Source organism: Bacillus sp. FJAT-22090 (genome assembly GCF_007676755.1).
GTDB lineage: Bacteria > Bacillota > Bacilli > Bacillales_A > Planococcaceae > Psychrobacillus.
Window position 1 is genome coordinate 66,033 of record NZ_VEBK01000011.1, and the last position, 22,745, is coordinate 88,777.

The window sequence follows — 22,745 nt, forward strand, 5'->3', positions numbered from 1 at the left end:
GCGTTTGTTAATAGGAATATCCAATTGTGAAGCAAATGACAAGCATACTATATGAATAGTACAAAGAGGAGGGGAAATACAGTGTCTCATACTTACTTAGATTTACTAGCTTATTTTGGAATTGGCGGTGCACATCCAGGAGGATTCACTTTAACCAAATCTCTATTTGAAAATCTACCTATTCTACCTACTGAATCTGTTCTAGATATTGGCTGTGGAACTGGACAGACAGCCGCTTTCTTAGCAAAAAGATTTGATTGTCAGGTAATCGCAGTCGACAATCATCCTGTCATGGTAGAAAAAGCAAAAGAACGAATGAAAAGTTTTCAATGCGATGTAAGTGTGATGAAGGGGGACGTACAAAACCTAGAACTAGCGGATGATTCCGTCGACTTAGTCATTTCAGAATCTGTTCTTATTTTTACGGACATTACCAAAGCGTTGACTGAGCTTGCTAGAGTGTTAAAAAATGAGGGAAGTATGATTATAATTGAAATGACAGCCAATCAATACATTTCAGAAGAATTACAAAAAAAGGCATGTAGACTATATGGTATTCGTGAAATCTTAACTGCCGAGGAGTGGAAAGTAAGGCTACTACAAGCTGGATTTGAGAAAATCGATATAATAAATACCCCGTCAGAACTCACGCCTAGTGATATTGATGATTACAATCCATCTGAACATATAAATGAGGATTACTTTGATCTATGGGAACAACATAATGAATTCATTCATCAAAGCAATCCATACATCAGTTATCGAGTATTCAAATGTCGCCTTGGTTAATTGGATAGTTAGAACCTTTTATTATTTCGTTACAGGATTTAGTATATAATTCACCATTTTTAAATGGTCCATGTTTTTCTTGAAAAGTGTGAACGATTTGATAGCCTATATGATAACCAATCCATTTTGGGAGCCTTCCACTACCCTGACCATAAAGAAAAGGCTGATGATGTTTAACACCTTTAACATCTAATGAAGGTAAAAAGTACTTTTTCCATATTTCCATAGATTCTTCTAAAGGATAGAGATCTACCCATGGTGCCAACCATTTTTCCCCGTACAATTCTTTGACAGCGTACTCTCCAAGTCCTTCAATAATCAACGAATCCCTTAACGGAATTTTATCTGGAGAAAGATTTAAATGAGCTAGTCGACAGACATGATTATACTCATGCGCAAGTAATGCCTTTATTTCTTCTAAAGGAAGACCAGCAGTTAGAAATAGAAATATAGCACCTTTGTAAGCTACACCATTTTTTGGGGGTAATCCCTTTTTCGGTTTCGCATTCGCATTTTTTATCGGGAAAATATAGATAGAAACCTTTGGACCACTCCACATTTTTCTTAATAGTTTATATTCTTGTTTTACAATTTGCCATACGTCCTGTTCTTCCAAACGTTTGACAATCTTATTTATACTCCGCCATTCATTCGCCTGAAATAACCCATTCCTTAAAAGTTCATAATGCACCACTTCTACATTTACTTGCGGGAAAAACTTCATCAGAGGTTCACAAATTATTTCAGATTGCTTGTAATTGGCTTCTCTTCCTGACTTTTCTTCACATAGTTTAACAAATTTATTTAGCCAATTCTGAGTTTGAATTACCGGCAAGCATCTCATCCTTTTTTATAATTATTCGCTAGACGATTGTCTATTACGTAACATTATCAATAGCATATGTTAATAGGACATACTTGTATGTAAAAATTTTGAAAGGGGGATAAACATGCAAGGTGATATATACGGCCTTTGTTGCAGATACCAAGGACAACGTGTAAGAATTACTTGTCGAGATGGTAGTGTTCATACAGGAGAAATTACTAGAATCAATAGAAGAACAGTTTGGATTAGACCTGATCGTGACTTTGGTGGATATGGTCTAGGATTTTTTGGAGGAGAGGACTTTGGATACGGTATAGCTATTGGAGCTATTGCTGGTATTATCTTGGCTTCCGCATTTTTTTGGTAAAATAAATTTATCCATAATAATTTATAAATAGAGAAGGGAATTGGCCATTCACGTTATCCATTCCCTTTTTCTTCGTTCCTACTTTTAAATTATCAAGTCCTATACTTATATAAATATGCTAGAATCAAGTTTAGAATAATATGTATAATGAAATTTCAGCATACATAAAATCAATTACTTAGAAAGGAGAACTACATAATGTCGTTTAAAGATTCCGAGTCAACAGCTGTAGAAAGTCATCCTTCTTGGATACAAGCTTATATTGACTCGCCAGAAAAACAAAGACTGCTATACAGACGAACATTGATCATTGTTGTCCTTTCACAAATATTCGGGGGTGCAGGACTTGCTGCGGGAGTAACCGTGGGTGCACTTTTAGCTCAGGACATGTTAGGTACTGACAGTTTTGCAGGAATTCCAGTTGCCTTGATCACTTTAGGATCTGCTGTGGCTGCGCTGTTAGTGGGACGGCTATCCCAGCGTTTCGGACGTCGTTTTGGACTAGCAACAGGATTCTTGACTGGCGGGATTGGTGCTATAGGTGTAATCATATCCGCTACTACGAATAATATCTTTCTTCTTTTCGCTTCTTTATTAATCTATGGTGCTGGTACTGCCACGAATTTACAAGCGAGATATGCAGGTACGGATCTAGCTATGCCGACACAACGTGCAACCGCTATCAGTATTGCAATGGTTTCCACCACTTTTGGAGCTGTGGCAGGACCGAATTTAGTAGAAGTCATGGGGAAATTCGCAGCAACAATAGGTGTTCCTACATTAGCAGGCCCGTTTATTCTTTCTGCAGCAGCTTTCATACTTGCTGGTTTAGTACTTCTTATTTTACTTCGCCCAGATCCTTTTACTGTAGCGAAAGCGATTGCTGAAGTAAAAGAAGCAAACAATAGGAAACATATAGATACGAGTGTTAATTTAGAAGAAAACAACAAACCGTTAATCGTCGTTGGGGCTACAGTTATGGTCTTAACACAAATTGTCATGGTTGCAATTATGACAATGACACCAATACATATGGGGCATCACGGACATAGTTTAAGAGAGGTAGGATTGGTGATTGGTTTCCATATTGGCGGGATGTATTTGCCATCTCTTGTAACCGGCATACTCGTCGATAAGATTGGGCGCACTGCAATGGCAATCGCTGCCGGTGCAACTCTACTTCTCGCTGGTTTTCTAGCTGCTTTTGCTCCCGTCGATTCGATGCCAATTCTAATCATTGCACTTACGTTGCTGGGAGTTGGTTGGAATTTTGGTTTGATTAGTGGTACGACACTAATCGTAGACGCTACCAACCCATCTACTCGTGCAAAAACACAGGGATCTGTGGATGTTTTGATCGCTTTAGTTGGAGCTTCTGGTGGAGCGCTATCTGGCATGGTGCTCGCTCATTCTAGTTATACAACACTATCACTTATTGGGGGAATTCTTTCCCTATTGCTTATTCCAGTAGTTGTTTGGTCTCGTAGCAAACAAAAAAATGCTTGAATTTATAAAATGGGTAACAGGTTAACACGAAACTATGTGATAACCTGTTACCCTTATTTATGCCAACGCTTGCGTTAAATCTTCTATTAAGTCTTCTACGTCTTCAATTCCTACAGAAATACGTACAAGACCATCTGTAATGCCTAATTCCAATCGTCGTTCGCGGGGAATCGAGGCATGAGTCATTCTTGCAGGAACAGAGATCAAGCTTTCTACTGCTCCTAGACTTTCGGCTAATGTAAAATAACGAAGCTTGGCTAGTAGCTCATCTGCTTTTCCTTCACTTCCCACGTCAAAGGAAATCATTCCGCTAAAACCAGTCGTTTGCTGTTTCATCAGCTCATGTCCAGGATGTTTCTCCAAACCTGGATAATATACTTTCCCAATAGCCTCATGATTATCTAAAAAATCTGCAATCCGCTGAGCATTCAACTGATGTTCTTCCATGCGAAGTCCAAGTGTTTTAATACCTCTTATTAATAACCAAGAATCTTGGGGTCCAAGCACTGCTCCAACTGAATTTTGAACAAAATGTAATTCAGTCGCAAGCTCCTCTGAGTTCACAACAACCAATCCAGCAACCACATCACTATGTCCTCCGATATATTTCGTTGCACTATACACAACAATATCTGCCCCAAGTGCAATTGGCTGTTGGAAATAAGGTGTCATAAACGTGTTATCCACGATTGTGAGCAGTCCTTTTTCTTTTGCAAGCTTTGCAATTGCTTGTATATCTGTAATCTTCAATAAAGGATTTGTCGGTGTTTCTAGGAAAATAGCTTTAGTATTTTCTAAAATTGCAGCTTCTACGTTGGAAATATCACTAGTATCTACAAATGTTGCTTCGATACCAAAACGATTCAATACTTTTGTCATGAGACGATATGTGCCGCCATATACATCATCTGTAATGATGACATGATCGCCTTTACTAAAAAGCATCATGATAGAACTGGTTGCGGCCATTCCAGAAGCGAAAGCAAATCCCGCTATCCCGCCTTCTAAATCACTTATCAAAACCTCCAATGCATGGCGGGTCGGATTACCGGTACGTGAATATTCATAGCCATTAAATTTACCGACTGCTTCTTGTTTATATGTGCTTACTTGGTAAATCGGGGTTGATACAGCACCTGTTGTTTCATCACCTACAATACCAGCATGAATGAGTTTCGTTTTTGCTCGCATATTTAATTTTCCTCCTTAAATACCTCATAAACTCTCTGACTTAAATAACGTTCGCTCGAATCTGCAAAAATAGTTACAATATGGCTTCCTTCTTTGGCAACTTCCGCTTCTTTCAAACTAGCAAAAAATGCGGCGCCCGATGAACTTCCAACAAGCAAGCCTTCTTTGAGAGCTAATTTGCGAAGCTGTGCAAAGGCATCCTCATCTCTGACCGTATGAATAGCATCGAAATAAGAACGATCCATAAATGGAGATAAAAACTCCATCCCAATACCTTCTGTCATATGGGAACCTGCACAACCACCATTTAAGATGGATCCTACTGGCTCTACAATTACTGTTTTTACATTGGCATTTCGTTCTTTTAAAAATGTAGAAGTCCCCATAAATGTCCCGCCAGAGCCTGCTCCAGCAACAAACACATCAATCTGTCCGTCTAAATCACGCCATAATTCGGGTCCGATTGTTTTTGTATACGTAATGGGATTTGCACTATTGGAAAATTGGGATGGTGAATAAGCATTTGGTGTTTTGGCAACAAGCTCGCTTGCCTTTTCTATAGCTCCTTGCATGCCCAAAGAAGTTACTGTATTTACAACTGTTGCTCCTAAAGCTCTCATCAATGTTTGTTTTTCTAAACTAAACTTTTCGGGAACAACAAAAACTACTTTATACCCTCTTCCAATTGCAGCAAGTGCTATTCCAATGCCCGTATTGCCGGCAGTTGGTTCAATAATTGTTCCACCTGGTGCTAGCTTGCCAGATTGCTCAGCATCTTTGATCAAAGCCATACCAAGCCGATCTTTCACACTGCCCCCTGGATTTAAATATTCCAATTTAGCGAATATCCTGCAATTATTTGGAATAGAGATATGAGTGATTTCCACAATTGGCGTATTTCCTATTAACTCTTGAACATTATGAAAATAGTTCATTACGCTTCCTCTTTGTAAATTTGGCGCCACTCATCTTTTTTCGCTAGCATTTCAGCGGCAATTTCCTTAGCGCCTTCCAGGCTATGGCTCGCTGCCCATCCACATTGCACTTCATTGCAGGCAGGGACTTCTGTTGCTTTTAATACATCATTCAAAGTCTGTTCTAAAACCTCTAAAATTTCATCATAGTTATCGTGATTGATAACAGACAAATAAAATCCTGTTTGACATCCCATTGGACTAAGATCAACTACTTGATCCGAATGATTACGTATATTTTCTGCCATTAAATGCTCTAATGAATGCAAGCCTGGCATTTCCATATGCTCTTTGTTTGGCTGTTTAAACCGAATATCATATTTATATATTTCATCGCCATTTTTGCCTTGTTTTGTTCCTGCTAATCGGACAAATGGTGCTGCAACCTTTGTATGATCTAAGTTAAAACTTTCTACATTCATTTTTTTCATTTTTATCGCTCCTTATTTTTTAATTGCATCCATTAACCAGACAAAATCATTCATTCTTGTAAAATTGATCTCAAACCCAGCTTCCTCAAACAAATTTGATAGGATTGGAATCGTCGTATAGTATTCTCTTTCTAAATCGTCAGCTACATGATGAAACCCACGTTTTCTTTCTTTCCTAATTTGCGCTTGTTTTGCATCTTCTGTCGTAAATGCAGTATCTGCAAAAACCACTTTCCCGTTTGACGGTAGAAGCTCTGCATATTTGTTTAAGGCTATTCCTTTTTCCACATCAGTTAAATGATGAAAGACATATGTGCTTACAAATGCATCGATATGCTCTGCACCTGCCTCAAATTGAATTAGATCTCCATCCATTACGTCTATAGAAGGAAAACGTTTTGCAGTTGCTTGACGCATCTTTGTATTAGGTTCGATACCAATTACTGAAAAACCTGCCTCTATAAGTTTTAGCGTTAAATTGCCCGTACCTGTACCAAATTCAACAACAGTTCCAGAAACACGTTTTGCAACTTCATTTAAAATATTGTCATATCCTATAAAAACATCTCGGTACTCCGGGTCTTCACCTGATACAGATGCCTCATACGATTCTTCTGCCCACTCATCGAAAATATCTACAAATTCTCTACCCATTTACTAACCCCTTTTTAAAGTACATTATTCCAAGTGGAATGCTTTGTTTTAGGCGTAATATAAATAGTTATAACATAATGAAGTTATTTGTCAATTATAAAAATGATAAATAGAAGTTTTTTAGTAGTTATTAGTTGGAGTATTGAGGAATAATTTTGGCAAGAATTATTATATTCAAAAGGGGAATTGTTTAAGGGGATTCTTTTTTTAAATGTACTTTTTCGATATCGTTTTGTAGAATTATTTCTATTTTCAATTTATGTTTCGGTTCGTTTATTAGGGATAATGTGTCTTAACTAGTGTCCTCTCATTCATGCATAAAGTGTTGTTATGCGAGCATAACGAGCCAGCATAAAAGTTCCGTCCGTTCAAAATGTTGCGAGTAAGCAGGGAAATGTTGCGCATCCGGTCTATAAAGTTGCGAGTAACTACTGAGATGTTGCGCAATATTGAATGGACCATCTTATCCATGTAAATTAAGCGGAGACTTCAAGTAAAGTGCATGGCAATCAGTGTCCGCTAGCCTTTGAGTGGAGAATTGGTTGCGCTCGTTGCCAATTTGGTTGCTTTCACGCTCTAACTGGTTGCGTTGCCCAGGGAATTGGTTGCTTTCACGAGCTATTTGGTCTCGTTAAGCCATTTCCTAACTTTTAATGGCTAATAAATACAGAAAAAGGCGCCTCTTTTGAGGGATTGGAGCGAAAAGGGCGGCGACTCCAGTGGGATCAAGTGAGTAAGATGAGACTTCACAGGCGGCCGCGTAAGCGGACGGTGAAGGCTCATCACTCACCCCACGGAAAGCGTTCGTCCTGCAGCGGAAATCCAAGCGGACACTCCATTAAGACACATTATCCCTATAATATAGCGTCGTATATTATTCTAAATATATTTTCTGATTTGGAATACTTATGATAATCAATAGGCGTAGCAAGTGTATGACCATTTATCACTTATTCAAACTATATATTACTGTTTTTTGGCGGCATCCCTTTCCGCTAAATACTGGTTCAAAGCTTCCTTGACTTTATCTCGTTTTATGGCCGCATTCGGTAGTCTTTTATCTATTTCATTTAGTAAATATAGTCCTCTAAACAGACATCCTACAATTACCCCAAAACCTAAAATAATTCCTACTTCCCCGAAAGAAAATATTAAATATCCTAAGATAGTTGCCCCAATAATAGATAATGTTAAATACATAGCAATCCCTCTTTCTGAAAATTCTATTTTAATCGTAACTTAAATACGCTATAATTGGAAACACTTACCTATAAGTTTATCTATCAATATTTTTTATGGGGTGGTAACCGCTTGGGAAATTTAGAAAAAGAATATCCGATTTTGAAAGAGGATCGTCGACATAAGGATAGTAAAAATAACAATATCAAGTCACTTATCGCATTAGGAATTGGAGTTGCCGGTATCCTCATCAAAATTCTATTCTACAACTAATGACAAAAACAATTCAGAAGGAGAATCTCGTCAATGACACTTTTAAACCGATTAACAACAGGGGATAAGATTGCCATCTATTCCCCTTCATCACCTATTACCTATTCATCCCCGAAACGCTTTGAAAGAGCAAAGTCTTTTTTGAAGTCAAAAGGTTTTGTAATCGTGGAGGGGAATCTAACTGGCAAACATGATCATTACCGCTCGGGAACTATTCAAGAACGTGCAAATGAATTAAACGAGCTTATAAGAGATCCAAGTATTAGCTGTATTATGTCGACAATTGGTGGAACTAATTCTAACGCTCTTTTACCTTATATTGACTATCAAGCTTTTAAAGAGAATCCTAAAATTATGATTGGTTATTCCGATGCAACCGCAATTTTGTTAGCAATTTATGCACAAACCGGGATACCAACATTCTATGGTCCCGCATTAGTGCCTTCTTTCGGGGAATTTGAGCCTTTTGTTCATTATACATATGATTATTTTAAAGAAATATTAATAGAAGAACAGCAGCATCCGTTTAAAATTCCTATGCCTCCTTATTGGACAGATGAACCACTCAATTGGGATATCAAAACAGAAAATAAGCACCAGAGACCAAATAACTGGATCTGTATAAATGAAGGCACTGCCGAGGGAAGATTAATTGGAGGGAATTTAAATGCAATGTACGGCATTTGGGGAAGTCCGTATATGCCTGTTATACAAGAAGGGGATATCCTTTTAATAGAAGATACGATGAAAACAGCATCCGTTGTGGAGAAAAATTTTAATTTATTAAAATTGAATGGTGTATTTGAACGTGTTTCAGGGATTATTTTAGGAAAACATGAACTATTTGATGATCAAGGAACTGGAAGAAATCCATATGATATATTAGTCGAAACAATTGGAAAAACAACTATTCCGATACTTGCGGAATTTGACTGTTGTCATACACATCCAATGCTTACGATGCCGTTAGGACGCAAAGTAAGATTAGATGCGACGAATAAAGATGTGACAATTATGGAACCTTGGATTAATTAGAGAGTGTGCACTAACCCCGAGGGACAACATTAAAATGTGATAATATCCGATTAAAAAGAAATGGAGGTTTTGACATGGGATTTGTTCTGGCAATTGCACCAGTTGTAATTGCAGGAGGAATTGCAGTATTTGTAATTCAAAGGCTTAAACATACATATAGCCAAGGAAACCTAGGTAAGAAAAAATCAAAAGGCATGCAAAAATTATGGGATAGCTTAATACCACTAGGAATGCTTTTTGGTTGCACTATCGGTGTATTATGGTCCTTATTTTTCCAATCGCCTCTATTAACTACAATCACTTTAGGTGCATCGATAGGCTATTTATTTGGATTTTTTGCTTATGAAATTTATTTAAAAAAAGAAAGGTTTCATTCATAATAGCTATAAACTCAAGCTTACAACTATCACTTCACCTTCCACTATTTCAATAAAAACATCCTTTTGGATGTTTTTATTTTTGCTCTTTCTCCACATACTTCTTCAAAATAGGATTCAAATAATCCTCTTTCAGAGATATATCATGTTGAATGAATGATTCTACACTCTCTTTATCTAATGAGACAAAAACAAATTCCTCGAATTCAGGCTGTTCTCCTTTTTCGATTAGGCTTTGATTATGCTTTTCAAATAGTTTTTGCAATTCCTGAGCAGATAAATCTACTGCTAATTCGAACACGACTGCCCAGAAGTCGTACGTTCCTTTGTTTTTTACAAATTTAGGACGGAAAGATTTTATATAAGGCGACTCGATATGTAAGCCCATCTCTTCATTTAATTCTTTGCCGATATTTTTCACCAAATCGAATACGGAACCATTCAAATCAGATTCGTCTAACCCCCCGCCAGTAAATTGTAATCTACCTGGTGTCGAGGTATGTTGATTCATCCGTCCGAAAGCAATATGATGGTCATTCGTAATCACTGCTACACAAGTAAAGATAACTTTACAAGGAAACGCACAATTTTCATGCCGAATCGTGTATAAATAATGTTTGTAATCCGTTTTCTTAACCGTTACTTGTAGCTCTTCCTCTGTTTCACTAATTTCCGATATGGTAAATACTTCTCCGTTTCGCAAATTAGGATTCAACTCAAATTGCTCGTCCCAATACCGTTCATGTTGCTCTTGAATATGTTGGGGCAATAGAAAAGATGATGAATCATATGTGACAGTGACTCGTGCAGGTATTTCCTTTATCTCTATAGTTTTCAATTTCCTTATCCCCATTTCTTCAATTGAAGGTCCTTCGTAAATATGCTTTTATAACAAAGAACACTTAGCATCATACTCGTAATTGCTGAGGAGCATGTAAACACAAAGATGATCAGTATTTGATAGCGGACGGCCTCTACAGGATCTGCTCCCGCAACAATCATTCCCGTCATCATCCCTGGAAGTTGAACGAGCCCTACTGTTTTCATTCCATCAATTGTCGGTATCATACTAAACTTCACGGAACGCTTCAGTACATCCTGTGCTGCTTGTCGACTCGTTGCACCAAGAGAGAGCAGTGTTTCAATTTCGCCTTTGGAACTTTCCGTTTCCCGCTTCAATTGGGTTAAAAATAAACCACAAGCAACCATTGCATTCCCGATCGTCATTCCGCTTAGTGGGATGATGTACTGTGGGGTGGCTTCTATTATTTGTAAGCCTAATAAAAGTCCCATCATTAATATTTCCATCGTTGTAATAGAGAGAATAATTTTCCAAACGACTCCTGTCATCCCTTTTGCGCGTGTTGCTGCATTTCTGGCAGCGATGATTATCATGACACAAAGTATCAGTATAATAAAAAAGATATTTTTTGACTGAAATACAAATTGTAATACATATCCCACTGCAAGAAGTTGAATCGCGGAGCGAATAGTTCCGATTGCAATATCTTTTTCCAAATCAAGTTTGTGCCAATAAGAAACAAACATCGTAATAAGAACAAACAATAAAGTGAAACTTAATGCGATAAAACTCATAACATCACCTGGTCAAAAACAGGAGTAGGTCCTTCAAAAAACTCTTCTGTCTTTGAATCTACTGCTAGAATTCCATCCTTCATATACCATATCCGATCACATAGCTTTTTAGCCTGCTCCGTATCATGCGTTACTAGAATAAAAGACGTTCCTTCTTCCCTATGTAGCTTTTTTAAAAGTAGTTCCACATTCTCCTTGCTTTGCTGATCCAGAGATGCAGTAATCTCATCAAGCAATAGGATGGACGGCCTTAAAAGCAAGGAGCGAACTAGGGCTACTCGTTGCTTTTCACCTCCCGATAAATCTGTTGCCTGTTTTCCCCAATCCAAATATCCAAGGCCCACTGCTTCCATTAATTCTTTTGCAAAGCGCTCATCGAATGCTCTATTATGTATTCTACTTACGGTATGTAAATTATCTAAAATGGTTCCAGGAAGCATGATTGATTGCTGAGCTACATAAGCGATATTCATTCTCCAGGTCCGTGTATCCATCTTTTTTGTAGAGTGGGCATTAAACCAAACTTCTCCTTTATCCATCGGCTCCAATTGAGCGAGTATACGAAGAAGTGTACTCTTTCCTTGTCCAGATTTTCCAAGTAATGCAATTCGTTCTGGTTGATCAATTTTTGCTGATATATTAGCAAATAAAAAAGGGCGATTATTTGTTTCATCCGTATCCCAATGATCTTTCGTAACATTCTTTAACTCAAATAAAACAGTCATATACAACCTTCCCATTCTTCTCTTAATATGCCCATTCGAATAGAGTCATAATAGATGCCACTGTAGTAACGACATTTTCGTAGGCGAGCTTCCATCGTCATACCAAGTTTTTCTCCGACTTTAATCATACGTTCATTACCCGACCATGTTGTAAAGCCAACTCGAACCAGTGGTAATTCCTGAAATAAGTGTGCAATCCACATTTGAAGTGCTGTAGTCCCAATTCCCCCATTCCAATACTGTGGGTCATAAATGACAATCCCCATTTCGAGCCAAAGCGATTCTTCATGCTCCCAGTAGTAACAAAGAGCACCTATTAATTCATCATTCACATAAATGCCCCAGAGATCTTCTTGATTAATCAGTTGATCTTTTGTCTTTAAAAATTGCTCTAATGTTTGTGGTTCATAAGGAAAATAGGGGGCATCCCACTTTTTCCATTCAGGAGTGGCTTCTTTTGCGCTCAATTCCCAGAGACGGATAATTTCACATTCAACTATTGGTCTAATCGTTATATGTTGTATTTTCATGACCCCCGTCCTATTTGCATATACATAATTTTAGCACAATATCGTCAATATGACCGTTTCCTACTTGGACTTTCTTGTGTTAAAGTGTTATATAACAAAAATATTAATAGAAATTGGAGTGACACAACTTTGGGTGGAAATCAGCAATTACAACGTGGATTAGAACAGCGACATATCACCCTCATGTCTTTAGGGGCAGCAATTGGAGTAGGTTTATTTTTAGGATCTGCTACTGCTATTCGGTTGGCAGGGCCAGCAATACTTATTTCATACATAATTGGTGGGTTGTTCATCTTCATCATCATGCGTTCACTAGGTGAAATGGCAGTACATAATCCTGTTTCGGGATCATTTAGTAGATATGCCCAGAACTATTTAGGACCACTTGCGGGATACATTACAGGCTGGAATTACTGGTTTTTATGGGTAGTTACATGTATGGCCGAAATTACAGCAGTTGGAGTTTATATGAAAATGTGGTATCCCCACACACCAAGCTGGATATGGGCATTGGCAGCACTTATTGTCATGACATTAGTAAACTTAATTGCGGTGAAAGCATATGGAGAATTTGAGTTTTGGTTTGCTCTCATTAAAATTGTCGCAATCTTGGCAATGATATTTGTAGGGCTTGGCGTGATTATTTTCGGTATAGGAAATGGCGGAATAGCTGTAGGAATTAGTAACTTATGGACAAATGGTGGGTTTGCTCCGAACGGCATTACAGGAGTTCTAATGTCGCTGCAGATGGTGATGTTTGCCTATTTAGGTGTAGAAATGATAGGTGTCACCGCTGGAGAAGCAAAGAATCCGAAAACGGTTATCCCACGTGCAATTGACACTGTCTTTTGGCGTATTCTTATTTTTTATGTTGGAGCTCTGTTCGTTATTATGTCTATTTATCCTTGGAATGAAATTGGAAATAATGGAAGTCCCTTCGTTTTGATGTTTGAGAAAATAGGCATAGGGCCAGCTGCCGGAATTATAAATTTTGTCGTATTAACTGCAGCCCTTTCTAGCTGTAATAGTGGTATTTTCAGTACTGGGCGTATGCTATTTAATTTGGCAGAACAAAAGCAAGCCTCTGCTTCTTTCCAAAAAATTAGTGGAACCGGAGTACCATCGAGAGCGATTCTGTTTTCGGCATTATTATTAGTAATCGGTGTCATTCTAAATTATTTAGTACCTGAAAAAGTATTTATATGGGTAACTAGTATTTCCACATTCGGAGCAGTTTGGACTTGGGGTATTATTTTATTATCTCAACTAAAGTTTCGTAAGACATTATCTAAAGGTGAAGTTTCAAAACTAACATATAAAGCATTGTTTTATCCTGTAGGCTCGTATTTAGCTTTAGCCTTCCTTGTACTCGTGCTTGGACTCATGGCATATTTCCCTGACACACGCGTCGCACTAATCGTTGGGCCTATATGGATTATCTCGTTAGTTTTTATGTACTATAAAAAGGGATTTCATAAAAGATGATTCGAGCGATTCTCTTTGGGGATCGTGCGATTATCTCGAAAGATCAAGCGATTCATTAAAAGCCCCTTCATTTCGCAAAGAAATGAAGGGGCTTTTCCCAATTAAAGATACTTTTCAAACCAATTAGTTATTTGTTCTAAACGAGTTTGTCGTAAATTTGGCAGGCCAACTCTCGACAGATTATGATCTGCTTGTGGGAAGCGAACAAAGCTCGTTTCTTTGCCCATTGCTTTTAATGTAATATACAATTGCTGGCCTTGCTCAATCGGGCAACGATAGTCATTTTCGCTATGCAAAATTAACAGCGGTGTTTCTACTTTCGATGCATACTTCAATGGAGAAGCATCCCATAGCTTATCAATGTCCGTCATATCCGTGCCAATTTGCCATGGCGTAAAGTAATAGCCAATATCGGAAACACCATAAAAACTAATCCAGTTTGATATAGATCTCTGTGTGACCGCAGCTTTAAATCGATTCGTATGCCCCACAATCCAATTCGTCATAAATCCACCATAGCTGCCTCCAGTTACGCCAAGTCTCGTCTTATCAATCCAGTCATTTTCACTTAGCACATAGTCTAGTCCAGCCATAATATCTTCATAGTCCCCGCCACCATAATCACCTCGTACTGCATCTACAAATTGTTGGCTGTAAGAGTGGCTCCCTCGGGGATTTACATATAACACTCCGTACCCTTTTGCTGCAAGTAACTGTAGCTCATGGAAAAAAGTATTTGCATACATCGTATGCGGGCCACCATGTATTTCTACAATTAGCGGATATTTTTTCCCTTCCTCATACCCGACAGGCTTCATTAACCATCCATGGACATCCCACTCTTTTGCCCCTTTATAGACAATTGCCTCTGGTTTTGAAAGCTCTACATCCTTTAATAACTCACCATTAAAGTGAGTCAGTTGAATTCTTTCACCAGTCGCCAAATTTTGCTTAAATAATTCCCCGGGAAATATTGCGTTACTTATTGTCGCAAGAGCGAATGTGCCTGAAGCATGTATGTCGTATCCGTATACATGCTCATTTTCTTGTGTAGCTGGGTATATTTCTCCTGCTAATGTTGCGAAATAAAGTCGAACATCGCCCATTGTTGACAGTTGAAAATATAAATTATTATCGGCCGTCCATACAACATCTGGCGCACTTGCACCTTGCTGAACATCTCCGCCTGAGTAATCCCCTACAGGTGCATCCATTCCTTCTGTTAAAACAAGAAGATTTCCTGTATGAACTTCATATACATACACTTCTGTATGCGTTGCATTTTCAAATTGTCGATTGCTCCCAGAAAATGCGATGTACTGATCGTCTTTCGAGAATGCCGCTCCCCCGAAATAGCCTTCCACGTCAACTAGTGCGGTTTCTTTTTTCGATTCTATATCAACTAAAAATAGTGGATTGCGGAATGAAAAGTCTTGGTTCTCTTCTCGATCGACTCCCATTACGAGTTTTTTACCGTCATGCGAAATAGCCTGTAAATTATACTGGAACGGACCTTCTGTAAATTGTGTGATTTCCTTTGACTCGACATCTATCCATCCAATTTGTCTATATGTATCTTTGGGCAATAAACCAACACCATCTGCGTGATATTTCATTTTATCTACTACATAAGCTTCCGGAAATTTATCTTCCTCTTTTTCTACTTCATCGGTCCAAGACTTTCCTTTTTTTAGTGCAGCCACGAACCAAACCTTTTTACCGCATGGTGACCAAATAAAGCTAGAAATACCCTTTTCAACATTCGTCAATTTTTTAGCTTCTCCACCATTTGCAGAAAGAATATACAACTGATTTTTTTCTTCACGGTCCGACAAAAATGCAATATAACTTCCGTCTGTAGACCATTTTGGCGAGGAAATCCGCTCTTTTTTATGCGTCCACTGCGTCATCGTTTCAGTTTCTAAGTTCACATGATATAAATACGCATAATATTTATTATCTGTTTCATTCATTTCCGTACGAATAAATACGGCTTCTTTACCATTAGGTGAGATAACGGGATTCGTAACAGAGTGCAATTTAAATAAATCAGTTGCTTCTAGTTTTCTTTTTGTCATTTTGTCATTCCCCACTTTCCAAACTATTCTATGATTACTTCGACACTCGAAATCTTTCTCCTGCATACTCATAAAAAAACTATCCATCTAGTTGATGGTTGACTGATTATAGGGATAATGGGTCTTAAGGAAGTGTCCGCTAGGATTTCCGCTAAAGGACGGACGCTTTCCGTGGGGTGAGTGATGAGCCTTCACCGTCCGCTTTGGCGTTCGTTGTGAAGTCTCATCTTACTCACTTGATCCCCTGGAGTCGCCGTCCTTCAGCTCCAATCCATCAAAATTGCTAACTAAAATAGCCAATTACTCAACGTTTATTGTAAAATAATTCCATTTTATAAATTTGGTTGCTCTCGAGGATGAATTGATTGCTTTCCGGGATAATCTAGTTGCTCTCGTCGTCGAATTGGTTGCTCTCCATAACGATTCTGTTGCGCTAAGCCATTTTTTGGATACATTTATGGGAAAAGCACTCTTTAACAGTTGGATTTAGCGCGGCGGCGTGAGACTTCAACGGGAAAAGCATTAGCCGAAGACCCGCTAGGATTTCCGCTGAAGGACGGACGCTTTCCGTGGGGTGAGTGATGAGCCTTCACCGTCCGCTTTGGCGTTCGTTGTGAAGTCTCATCTTACTCACTTGATTCCACTGGAGTCGCCGTCCTTCAGCTCCAATCCATCAAAAATAGACGCTTTTATCTGTATTTATTAGCCATTAAAAGTTAGGAAATGGCTTAGCGAGACCAATTAGCTCGTGAAAGCAACCAATTCAATACTTAACGCAACCAGTTTGAGCTTGAAAGCAACCAAATTGGCAACGAGCGCAACCAATTCTCCAAGTAAAGGTAAGCAAGCCAGAATATCAGTTGTTACTCACAACGTTTTGAACAGATGAAACTATTAAGCTTGGATAGAGACACATCGTCCCTATTATGTGAGGAAATCATAATCTGGTTACTCACATGATAAATTGGTTACCCTAGTCCATTTATTGGATTTTCCCATACGAAAAAACTGGATATTTTTTTGCAAGTCTATACTGGAAGATAAGCAGTTTTCTTTGATTTTCTCTGCTGGAGGCGACTCCTGCCGAGGCCAACATGATGTTGGTCACGAAGGCGTTGCCACACGAGGTGGCGCTCTTAGCCTTTGTTCCGATGTGGGCAAATGCGACAGCCCAACGACGCCTAAGCGGCGGGGCTGGCTCATCGCTCACCCGGCGGAAAGCGTCCGTAAGCAGAGAAAATCATAGCGGTTACCTGTTAAGACGCGCTTTCCTACAGTCATTAGCACCACCTAATTAAAATCTAAAACAAAATAAAAAACTGCTCCTTTTCTTAACGAATAAGGAGCAATTTATAAACCTATTATACTTTTTGCTGTTTCAAAGAACGTCTCATAATCTTGCCTGTTGTATTTTTAGGTAGTTCTTCTAAAAACTCAAATCGCTTTGGAACTTTATATTTTGCTAACTTTTCTGCGCAGTAATCATGTAATTGTTCTTCCGTTAAAGAAGCATCTTTTTTCACCACAAAGGCCAATACCTCTTCACCAAAATTGGGATCGGGAACACCGATGACTGCAGCTTCAATAATACTTGGATGATCAAATAGTACTTCTTCTACCTCACGTGGATACACATTATACCCTCCGACGATGATCATATCTTTTTTACGATCGACAATATAGAAGTAACCTTCTTCGTCCTGTCTAGCAAGATCCCCTGTGTACAACCAGCCGTTCCGAATAGCATTTTCCGTTTCTTCTGGCATTTTATAATAGCCCTTCATCACGTTAGGACCGCGAACGATTAGCTCTCCTACTTGACCTACGGGAACTTCCTCACCTAACTCGTTCACTACTTTGTTTTCGACGTTAATAATATTAGTACCAATGGAGCCCGGTTTTCTATCTCGATCAATCGGATTGAAGCAAGTTACCGGAGAAGCTTCCGATAATCCATACCCCTCTGAAACTCGTACGTTAAACTTATTTTCAAAATTATGAAGCAACGCCACTGGCAATGAAGATCCACCGGAAATGGCCAAACGAATTGTGGAAAAATCCTCCACATGATCCCCTGGAAACTGATATAAAAAATTGTACATCGTAGGCACTCCTGCAAATACGGTCGCCTTATGTTCTCTTGCAATCTGAAATACATCTTGTGGACTAAATCTTGGAACTAATAATAGAGTGGCACCCATTAATAGTGGAGCATTGACAACGACAGTTAAAGCAAAAACATGAAAAACAGGAAGCGTTGTAATGACACGATCATCGGTATTTATACTTAAATACTCGGCTACATCACGCGCATTCGAATAGACATTCTTGTATGTAAGCATCGCGCCTTTTGGATACCCAGTAGTACCTGATGTATACAAAATAACCGCTGTGTCATCTGGTGACATTACCGCTGGCTCCACACGTTCTGTCGATGAAGCAAGTAAAGATGAAAACGATTTCACTTTTCCTTTCAAATGACCTGGTAGGGCCGCTAATTTTTCTGCCGTATCCTGCTGTGTTTCACAAATAATATAGTTTTCTACAGATGTAAACACACCAGCCGCTTTTTCTACTAAAGGTAGCAAAGCATCTAGTGCTATAATCGCTTTCGCGTCACTATTTTTTACAATATAGCTGATTTCATCAGGTGTATAAATCGGATTGATCGGAACTGCAGTCGCACCAATACGCATCGTTGCATATAAAGAAATTAAAAAATGTGGTGAATTGCCTAACAAAAAACCAACATGATCCCCTTTTTCAATTCCTAAAGCTTGAAGCGCACCTGCAAATCGCTCGACAGATTGTTCAAATTCAGCATAAGTCGTGTCTTTCCCCATAAAATGATACGCAATTTTAGTTGGATGCAACGAAGCAACTTGTTGAACACGTGAAACTAAGCTCATATTTTCGTCTCCCATCTTTTACTTGAATGAGTATTCATTCATAATCCCCAAATTCATTATATAAGAAAAGTTTTGACTATTCAATAATCAAATGCAAATAGATTGAAAGAAGACTGTGGGACACCATCCTCTTTCAATCTTGTATATGAGCAATATATCGCCAACGTATTAAGTAAAAATAAGAAACTTGAATGACAGTAAAAGCTAGTAACACTAGTAACATTTCCATAGCTATAGAAACGGCAGCCAAATCAACCCAAAAAGCTTGTAGGAATATAAAAGAGAAAGTACTATGAATCATTGCAAGCCCCCACGGTAAAAAGAATTGCGGCACGAGCTGTCGGTTTACGATTTTCACGAGTTCTTGATCAGTCACACCCATTCTACGCAACACATCATATTGCTTTTTATCCCTTTCCAAATCTGTGTATAGTTTAAAATATACAAAACTACCCGCCGCGAGCAAGAGAACTGCTGCTACAAGTAAGCCCGTAAACAATAATAGTGCAAACGTAGCTCGAATAATGGAATAGTTTAATCCAGGGTTAACAAAGTAAAACGGATTGGGATTCACTTCAGAGGTTCCCATCGTTGCCGTCATAATTTTGTCTAAATCTGTTCCTACATCTTTCGTACGTAGCCACTCAGGTACATGAAATGCAAAAAAAGTTGTGCTCGATTGTTTTATTCCAAAACCAAACAGTGGCTCCGTTATTAGATTGAAATCTTCATCGCTAATAATGAATGATCTATTTTTTATCGCCAAAGAAGGAAATATCAGATGTTTATAGACCCCTTGAATTTGAATAGGTACACTGCTTTCTTCGAGTACTGTCTGTTCTTCTTCTTTGCGAATATTTCCAAAGTCTGCTTGGGTATTGGAAACTAATAGAGCCTCCCCTTGACTTAAATCGATCAAAGGAATTTTTAATGCGACAGCTAGACTATTTACTTCCGATTCTTTTATTAAATTTACTACTTCCTGAGAGTTAGAGGAGGTCTGTTTTTTCACATTAAATTTTACCAATTCATATGATAGGCCTTCTCTTTGGAGTTCTCGTGATAGATTCATGATATGTTCTTTTTCGAATGGATTGTCCCAATCACTCGAATAGAAAATACTGACTGGGTTTAACTCCCGATATTGTGCGGTAAAGGAAGTGAAAGAAGTGACTACCCCTACAGATAAAAACGCAATGGTCGAAACGATTGTCACAACGAAAAACATCCGGGCATTTTCCCGAATTTTAATCGAAGCCTCGGCAAAAGCAATTAAACGAAATGAATGCCAATATAAACTTTTCTTTTTCCGAAGAATACTAAGAACATACAAAATGCTATCAGTATAAAAGAAATAGGTTCCTACAAAAGCTAGTAAGACAATAAGAAGACTCGTAAATATATTCATGTGAAAAACAGACAAAATAACAAGTCCATAAGCTGCTACAAGCAAGAATATCCCTAATACTGCTTTTCCTTTTTTATAAGAAACTTGTTCATTTTGTTGCCCATACCCTTTTAGCAATTGAATGATTTCTTTTTTACGGATGAATACAACACTGCTAATAGAAATGATGATAAATAATGATAAAAACACGATAATGGTTAAAGCAAAAGGCTTCCAAGATAGGTAAAGTGGCAGACTGTCCAACAGAAACAATTCTCGAATGACCATAAAGAAAAACTTAGAAAATGAAAACCCAAAGAAAATGCCTACTGTAATCGAGATAAACCCTAAGATCATTGTTTCTAAAAAGATTAAACGATTTAACTGCTGTCTTTCCATCCCTAGATTTAACAAAATTCCAAACTCGTGAAGCCTTGCCTGTAAAAAAGCACTCATCGAATAAAATAAAAAAAACAGTGTAAAAACAATGAGAATGACTTGAGCAACGAGCATTCCACCGAAAGCCACATCCCGTAAAAATTGGTCTTCGATATTTGGATGAAACATGAGCATAGAATACACAAAAAACACCATAACGGAAAAAATACTTGCCATGAAAAATGCGGCATATATCCGACTATTACGAATGACGTTATGATAAGCGAATTGTTGAAAGGTCATTTACATTTCCACCTAATAAAGACAACACATTAAGGATTCGTTGGAAAAACGTTTGTCTTCGATCATCTTTATATATTTCATTAAAGTATTCTCCATCTTTTATAAAAAGCACACGGTCACAGTAACTCGCAGCAATTGGATCATGTGTGACCATCATTATCGTTGTTTGACTAACTTTATTGACTTGTGAGAGTATTTCTAATACATCCTTTGCTGCTTTCGAATCTAGATTTCCAGTAGGTTCATCGGCGAGAATAATACTGGGATTGTGTATGAGGGCACGGCCTATCGCGGTTCTTTGCGCTTGACCTCCAGAAATTTCAGAAGGTCTTTTTTCTAAAATAGACGTTAAACTTAAATGCTCTGCTATCTCTTGCACTTTTTCTTTCATCGTTTCTACCGATTGTCCATCGAGGGTTAAAGGTAATACCATATTTTCTTCGACCGTTAACGCTGGGAGCAGATTAAAATCTTGGAAAACAAAGCCGAGCTGCCTTCTTCTAAAAAGAGACAAATCATTTTTATCTAGCTCTGCTGGCTTTAAGCCACTAATCGTAATAGTACCTGAGGTTGGACGATCGATTGTCGAAATGATGTTTAGTAAAGTTGTTTTTCCACTTCCGGAAGGCCCCATTACAGCAATAAACTCACCCTTTTCTACTTCAAAACTTAATTGATTGATTGCTAGATGTGCTACCTTTCCTTCATATACTTTCGTTACTTCCTCCAGTATTAATATGGACATCTTGCTCACCTCGCTTTCTTAATTCTTGTTGCTCAAATAAGATGGAAATAGTTGTACCTTGTCCCACAACGGATGTAATATTCATTTGATGGCCGAGACGATTGCAAACTTCCTGTGCTAAGTACAAACCCATCCCAGTAGACTCCCCAGTTTTACGGCCATTTTCTCCAGTAAAGAATGCTTTTGTCACTCTTTTAATATCAGATGCCGGTATTCCGATTCCTTCATCCTTAACAGAAAACACTACTAGTTTATCCTCTATCTTCGTTTCAAAATACACTTTTTTATTTTTCTCGAACGTATATTTAACTGCATTCGTTAAGAATTGTGCAATAACATAACGAATCCATTTCGCATCTGAAGTAATAATACAGTCTTCCTCCATTGTTATTACTGGAAACACATGCTTACCGATGAATAGTCGCTTATTTTCGGTGACTACTTCGGTTACTAATCGTTTTAAATCTACTTGCTCTATTTGCATATCTTCTTCGAATGTATCAAGTCTTGCATTCATTAATACTGCTTCTAATCCCCGCTTTAGTCGGTCCATTTCTTCAGCCACACTTTTGGAATCTAATTGCTCATTCTCTTGTATCATTAGCTCGAGTACGGAAATGGGGGTCTTCATTTGATGAACCCAGCTATTCATAAATTGTAAATGTCTATTTTGACTAGCATATAGAAGCTGTACTTCTTTTTGATATAAACGGTAAATATGCTGTAAATAGTTCTCTACTTGTCTAATCTCCGGAGATTGTGCTTCTCTTTGTAGCACTACTTCTATTTTCGTTGGGACGGAAAGAATTTTTTTATAAAAAGCATATTTCTTCACAAATAACGTGCCTAAAAAAGTAAGAGTTAATATACTACTAATAACAATGGAATAGATAGCGGTATCAAGATTTCGAAAGCCGTCCAACCAGTACAGAAGCATCACAAATAGAACTAATGAAAATTGAAAAATTAAAAATAGTAAATGCTCTCTTATAAATAGTCGGAACATA

At 38.1% G+C, this 22,745-nt stretch carries 22 protein-coding genes; 7 read left to right on the forward strand and 15 right to left on the reverse strand.

Annotated features, from left to right (window positions below; translation table 11 throughout):
* Positions 1 to 81 precede the first annotated feature (81 nt).
* Positions 82 to 789, forward strand: coding sequence for a class I SAM-dependent methyltransferase (locus tag FS486_RS14050; protein ID WP_144512186.1), 708 nt, complete (start codon positions 82 to 84; stop codon positions 787 to 789).
* On the opposite strand, the gene FS486_RS14055 is transcribed toward FS486_RS14050, so the two are convergent.
* Positions 770 to 1,624, reverse strand: a complete 855-nt coding sequence (locus FS486_RS14055; RefSeq protein WP_144512187.1) for a DUF2268 domain-containing putative Zn-dependent protease — start codon at positions 1,622 to 1,624, stop codon at positions 770 to 772. The two genes, FS486_RS14050 and FS486_RS14055, sit on opposite strands and share 20 nt — an antisense overlap.
* A 115-nt stretch (positions 1,625 to 1,739) precedes the next feature.
* Here FS486_RS14055 and FS486_RS14060 point away from each other — a divergent pair, with 115 nt between their 5' ends.
* Positions 1,740 to 1,982, forward strand: a complete 243-nt coding sequence (locus FS486_RS14060; protein WP_144512188.1) for a hypothetical protein — start codon at positions 1,740 to 1,742, stop codon at positions 1,980 to 1,982.
* Between the two features lie 198 nt (positions 1,983 to 2,180).
* Positions 2,181 to 3,488 (forward strand): MFS transporter, encoded by a 1,308-nt coding sequence (locus tag FS486_RS14065; RefSeq protein WP_144512189.1) that lies wholly within the window; start codon positions 2,181 to 2,183, stop codon positions 3,486 to 3,488.
* A 57-nt stretch (positions 3,489 to 3,545) separates the two neighbouring features.
* Here FS486_RS14065 and FS486_RS14070 read toward each other — a convergent pair whose 3' ends face one another.
* The 5 genes from FS486_RS14070 to FS486_RS14090 all read right to left on the reverse strand — a co-directional run bounded on the left by FS486_RS14070 (position 3,546) and on the right by FS486_RS14090 (position 7,938).
* Positions 3,546 to 4,679: a bifunctional cystathionine gamma-lyase/homocysteine desulfhydrase gene (locus FS486_RS14070; protein ID WP_144512190.1), complete on the reverse strand. Its 1,134-nt coding sequence runs from the start codon at positions 4,677 to 4,679 to the stop codon at positions 3,546 to 3,548.
* A gap of 2 nt (positions 4,680 to 4,681) precedes the next feature.
* Positions 4,682 to 5,614 (reverse strand): PLP-dependent cysteine synthase family protein, encoded by a 933-nt coding sequence (locus FS486_RS14075; RefSeq protein ID WP_144512191.1) that lies wholly within the window; start codon positions 5,612 to 5,614, stop codon positions 4,682 to 4,684.
* Positions 5,614 to 6,084: an S-ribosylhomocysteine lyase gene (locus FS486_RS14080; RefSeq protein WP_144512192.1), complete on the reverse strand. Its 471-nt coding sequence runs from the start codon at positions 6,082 to 6,084 to the stop codon at positions 5,614 to 5,616. Before FS486_RS14080 ends, FS486_RS14075 begins: the two co-directional genes overlap by 1 nt.
* A gap of 12 nt (positions 6,085 to 6,096) precedes the next feature.
* On the reverse strand, positions 6,097 to 6,738 hold the full coding sequence (locus FS486_RS14085; RefSeq protein WP_144512193.1) for a class I SAM-dependent DNA methyltransferase: 642 nt from the start codon (positions 6,736 to 6,738) through the stop codon (positions 6,097 to 6,099).
* A gap of 966 nt (positions 6,739 to 7,704) precedes the next feature.
* Positions 7,705 to 7,938, reverse strand: a complete 234-nt coding sequence (locus FS486_RS14090; protein ID WP_144512194.1) for a hypothetical protein — start codon at positions 7,936 to 7,938, stop codon at positions 7,705 to 7,707.
* Positions 7,939 to 8,049: 111 nt separating this feature from the next.
* Here FS486_RS14090 and FS486_RS20195 point away from each other — a divergent pair, with 111 nt between their 5' ends.
* The 3 genes from FS486_RS20195 to FS486_RS14100 all read left to right on the forward strand — a co-directional run bounded on the left by FS486_RS20195 (position 8,050) and on the right by FS486_RS14100 (position 9,605).
* Positions 8,050 to 8,190 (forward strand): hypothetical protein, encoded by a 141-nt coding sequence (locus FS486_RS20195; RefSeq protein WP_186321459.1) that lies wholly within the window; start codon positions 8,050 to 8,052, stop codon positions 8,188 to 8,190.
* A gap of 33 nt (positions 8,191 to 8,223) precedes the next feature.
* Positions 8,224 to 9,225: a S66 family peptidase gene (locus FS486_RS14095; protein ID WP_144512195.1), complete on the forward strand. Its 1,002-nt coding sequence runs from the start codon at positions 8,224 to 8,226 to the stop codon at positions 9,223 to 9,225.
* Positions 9,226 to 9,299: 74 nt separating this feature from the next.
* Positions 9,300 to 9,605, forward strand: coding sequence for a hypothetical protein (locus tag FS486_RS14100; RefSeq protein WP_144512196.1), 306 nt, complete (start codon positions 9,300 to 9,302; stop codon positions 9,603 to 9,605).
* 73 nt (positions 9,606 to 9,678) lie between these two features.
* On the opposite strand, the gene FS486_RS14105 is transcribed toward FS486_RS14100, so the two are convergent.
* The 4 genes from FS486_RS14105 to FS486_RS14120 are packed head-to-tail and all read right to left on the reverse strand — an operon-like array spanning position 9,679 to position 12,453.
* Positions 9,679 to 10,440 (reverse strand): hypothetical protein, encoded by a 762-nt coding sequence (locus FS486_RS14105; protein WP_144512197.1) that lies wholly within the window; start codon positions 10,438 to 10,440, stop codon positions 9,679 to 9,681.
* A 5-nt stretch (positions 10,441 to 10,445) separates the two neighbouring features.
* A complete protein-coding gene (locus FS486_RS14110) occupies positions 10,446 to 11,198 on the reverse strand; it encodes an ABC transporter permease (protein WP_144512198.1) in 753 nt (250 codons plus the stop codon).
* Entirely contained in the window at positions 11,195 to 11,923 is a 729-nt protein-coding gene (locus tag FS486_RS14115; protein ID WP_144512199.1) for an ABC transporter ATP-binding protein, read from the reverse strand. Before FS486_RS14115 ends, FS486_RS14110 begins: the two co-directional genes overlap by 4 nt.
* Complete coding sequence (locus tag FS486_RS14120) at positions 11,920 to 12,453, reverse strand: GNAT family N-acetyltransferase (protein ID WP_144512200.1); 534 nt, start codon at positions 12,451 to 12,453, stop codon at positions 11,920 to 11,922. The genes FS486_RS14115 and FS486_RS14120 overlap by 4 nt, the downstream gene beginning before the upstream one ends.
* 183 nt (positions 12,454 to 12,636) lie before the next feature.
* Here FS486_RS14120 and FS486_RS14125 point away from each other — a divergent pair, with 183 nt between their 5' ends.
* Complete coding sequence (locus tag FS486_RS14125; protein ID WP_222122598.1) at positions 12,637 to 13,938, forward strand: amino acid permease; 1,302 nt, start codon at positions 12,637 to 12,639, stop codon at positions 13,936 to 13,938.
* A gap of 101 nt (positions 13,939 to 14,039) precedes the next feature.
* Here FS486_RS14125 and FS486_RS14130 read toward each other — a convergent pair whose 3' ends face one another.
* The 5 genes from FS486_RS14130 to FS486_RS14150 form a co-directional block, all read right to left on the reverse strand.
* Entirely contained in the window at positions 14,040 to 16,016 is a 1,977-nt protein-coding gene (locus tag FS486_RS14130) for a S9 family peptidase (protein WP_144512202.1), read from the reverse strand.
* A 1,361-nt stretch (positions 16,017 to 17,377) separates the two neighbouring features.
* Entirely contained in the window at positions 17,378 to 18,925 is a 1,548-nt protein-coding gene (locus FS486_RS14135; RefSeq protein ID WP_144512203.1) for a fatty acid--CoA ligase family protein, read from the reverse strand.
* Positions 18,926 to 19,058: 133 nt separating this feature from the next.
* Complete coding sequence (locus tag FS486_RS14140; RefSeq protein ID WP_144512204.1) at positions 19,059 to 20,993, reverse strand: FtsX-like permease family protein; 1,935 nt, start codon at positions 20,991 to 20,993, stop codon at positions 19,059 to 19,061.
* The gene (locus FS486_RS14145; RefSeq protein ID WP_144512205.1) at positions 20,965 to 21,738 is read right to left on the reverse strand and encodes an ABC transporter ATP-binding protein; all 774 of its coding nucleotides are present in this window, start codon (positions 21,736 to 21,738) and stop codon (positions 20,965 to 20,967) included. Before FS486_RS14145 ends, FS486_RS14140 begins: the two co-directional genes overlap by 29 nt.
* Positions 21,698 to 22,744, reverse strand: coding sequence for a sensor histidine kinase (locus FS486_RS14150; RefSeq protein WP_144512206.1), 1,047 nt, complete (start codon positions 22,742 to 22,744; stop codon positions 21,698 to 21,700). Before FS486_RS14150 ends, FS486_RS14145 begins: the two co-directional genes overlap by 41 nt.
* Between the last annotated feature and the right edge of the window lies 1 nt (position 22,745).

Bases quoted from the DNA above. Each gene is read 5' to 3' on its own strand.
- FS486_RS14070 (WP_144512190.1), bottom strand. From the start codon at position 4,679: ATGCGAGCAAAAACGAAACTCATTCATGCTGGTATTGTAGGTGATGAA.
- FS486_RS14060 (WP_144512188.1), top strand. From the start codon at position 1,740: ATGCAAGGTGATATATACGGCCTTTGTTGCAGATACCAAGGACAACGT.
- FS486_RS14090 (WP_144512194.1), bottom strand. From the start codon at position 7,938: ATGTATTTAACATTATCTATTATTGGGGCAACTATCTTAGGATATTTA.
- FS486_RS14140 (WP_144512204.1), bottom strand. From the start codon at position 20,993: ATGACCTTTCAACAATTCGCTTATCATAACGTCATTCGTAATAGTCGG.
- FS486_RS14135 (WP_144512203.1), bottom strand. From the start codon at position 18,925: ATGAGCTTAGTTTCACGTGTTCAACAAGTTGCTTCGTTGCATCCAACT.
- FS486_RS14130 (WP_144512202.1), bottom strand. From the start codon at position 16,016: ATGACAAAAAGAAAACTAGAAGCAACTGATTTATTTAAATTGCACTCT.
- FS486_RS14110 (WP_144512198.1), bottom strand. From the start codon at position 11,198: ATGAGTTTTATCGCATTAAGTTTCACTTTATTGTTTGTTCTTATTACG.
- FS486_RS14150 (WP_144512206.1), bottom strand. From the start codon at position 22,744: ATGTTCCGACTATTTATAAGAGAGCATTTACTATTTTTAATTTTTCAA.
- FS486_RS14080 (WP_144512192.1), bottom strand. From the start codon at position 6,084: ATGAAAAAAATGAATGTAGAAAGTTTTAACTTAGATCATACAAAGGTT.
- FS486_RS14075 (WP_144512191.1), bottom strand. From the start codon at position 5,614: ATGAACTATTTTCATAATGTTCAAGAGTTAATAGGAAATACGCCAATT.
- FS486_RS14095 (WP_144512195.1), top strand. From the start codon at position 8,224: ATGACACTTTTAAACCGATTAACAACAGGGGATAAGATTGCCATCTAT.
- FS486_RS14085 (WP_144512193.1), bottom strand. From the start codon at position 6,738: ATGGGTAGAGAATTTGTAGATATTTTCGATGAGTGGGCAGAAGAATCG.
- FS486_RS14125 (WP_222122598.1), top strand. From the start codon at position 12,637: ATGTCTTTAGGGGCAGCAATTGGAGTAGGTTTATTTTTAGGATCTGCT.
- FS486_RS14115 (WP_144512199.1), bottom strand. From the start codon at position 11,923: ATGACTGTTTTATTTGAGTTAAAGAATGTTACGAAAGATCATTGGGAT.
- FS486_RS14120 (WP_144512200.1), bottom strand. From the start codon at position 12,453: ATGAAAATACAACATATAACGATTAGACCAATAGTTGAATGTGAAATT.
- FS486_RS14065 (WP_144512189.1), top strand. From the start codon at position 2,181: ATGTCGTTTAAAGATTCCGAGTCAACAGCTGTAGAAAGTCATCCTTCT.
- FS486_RS14145 (WP_144512205.1), bottom strand. From the start codon at position 21,738: ATGTCCATATTAATACTGGAGGAAGTAACGAAAGTATATGAAGGAAAG.
- FS486_RS14100 (WP_144512196.1), top strand. From the start codon at position 9,300: ATGGGATTTGTTCTGGCAATTGCACCAGTTGTAATTGCAGGAGGAATT.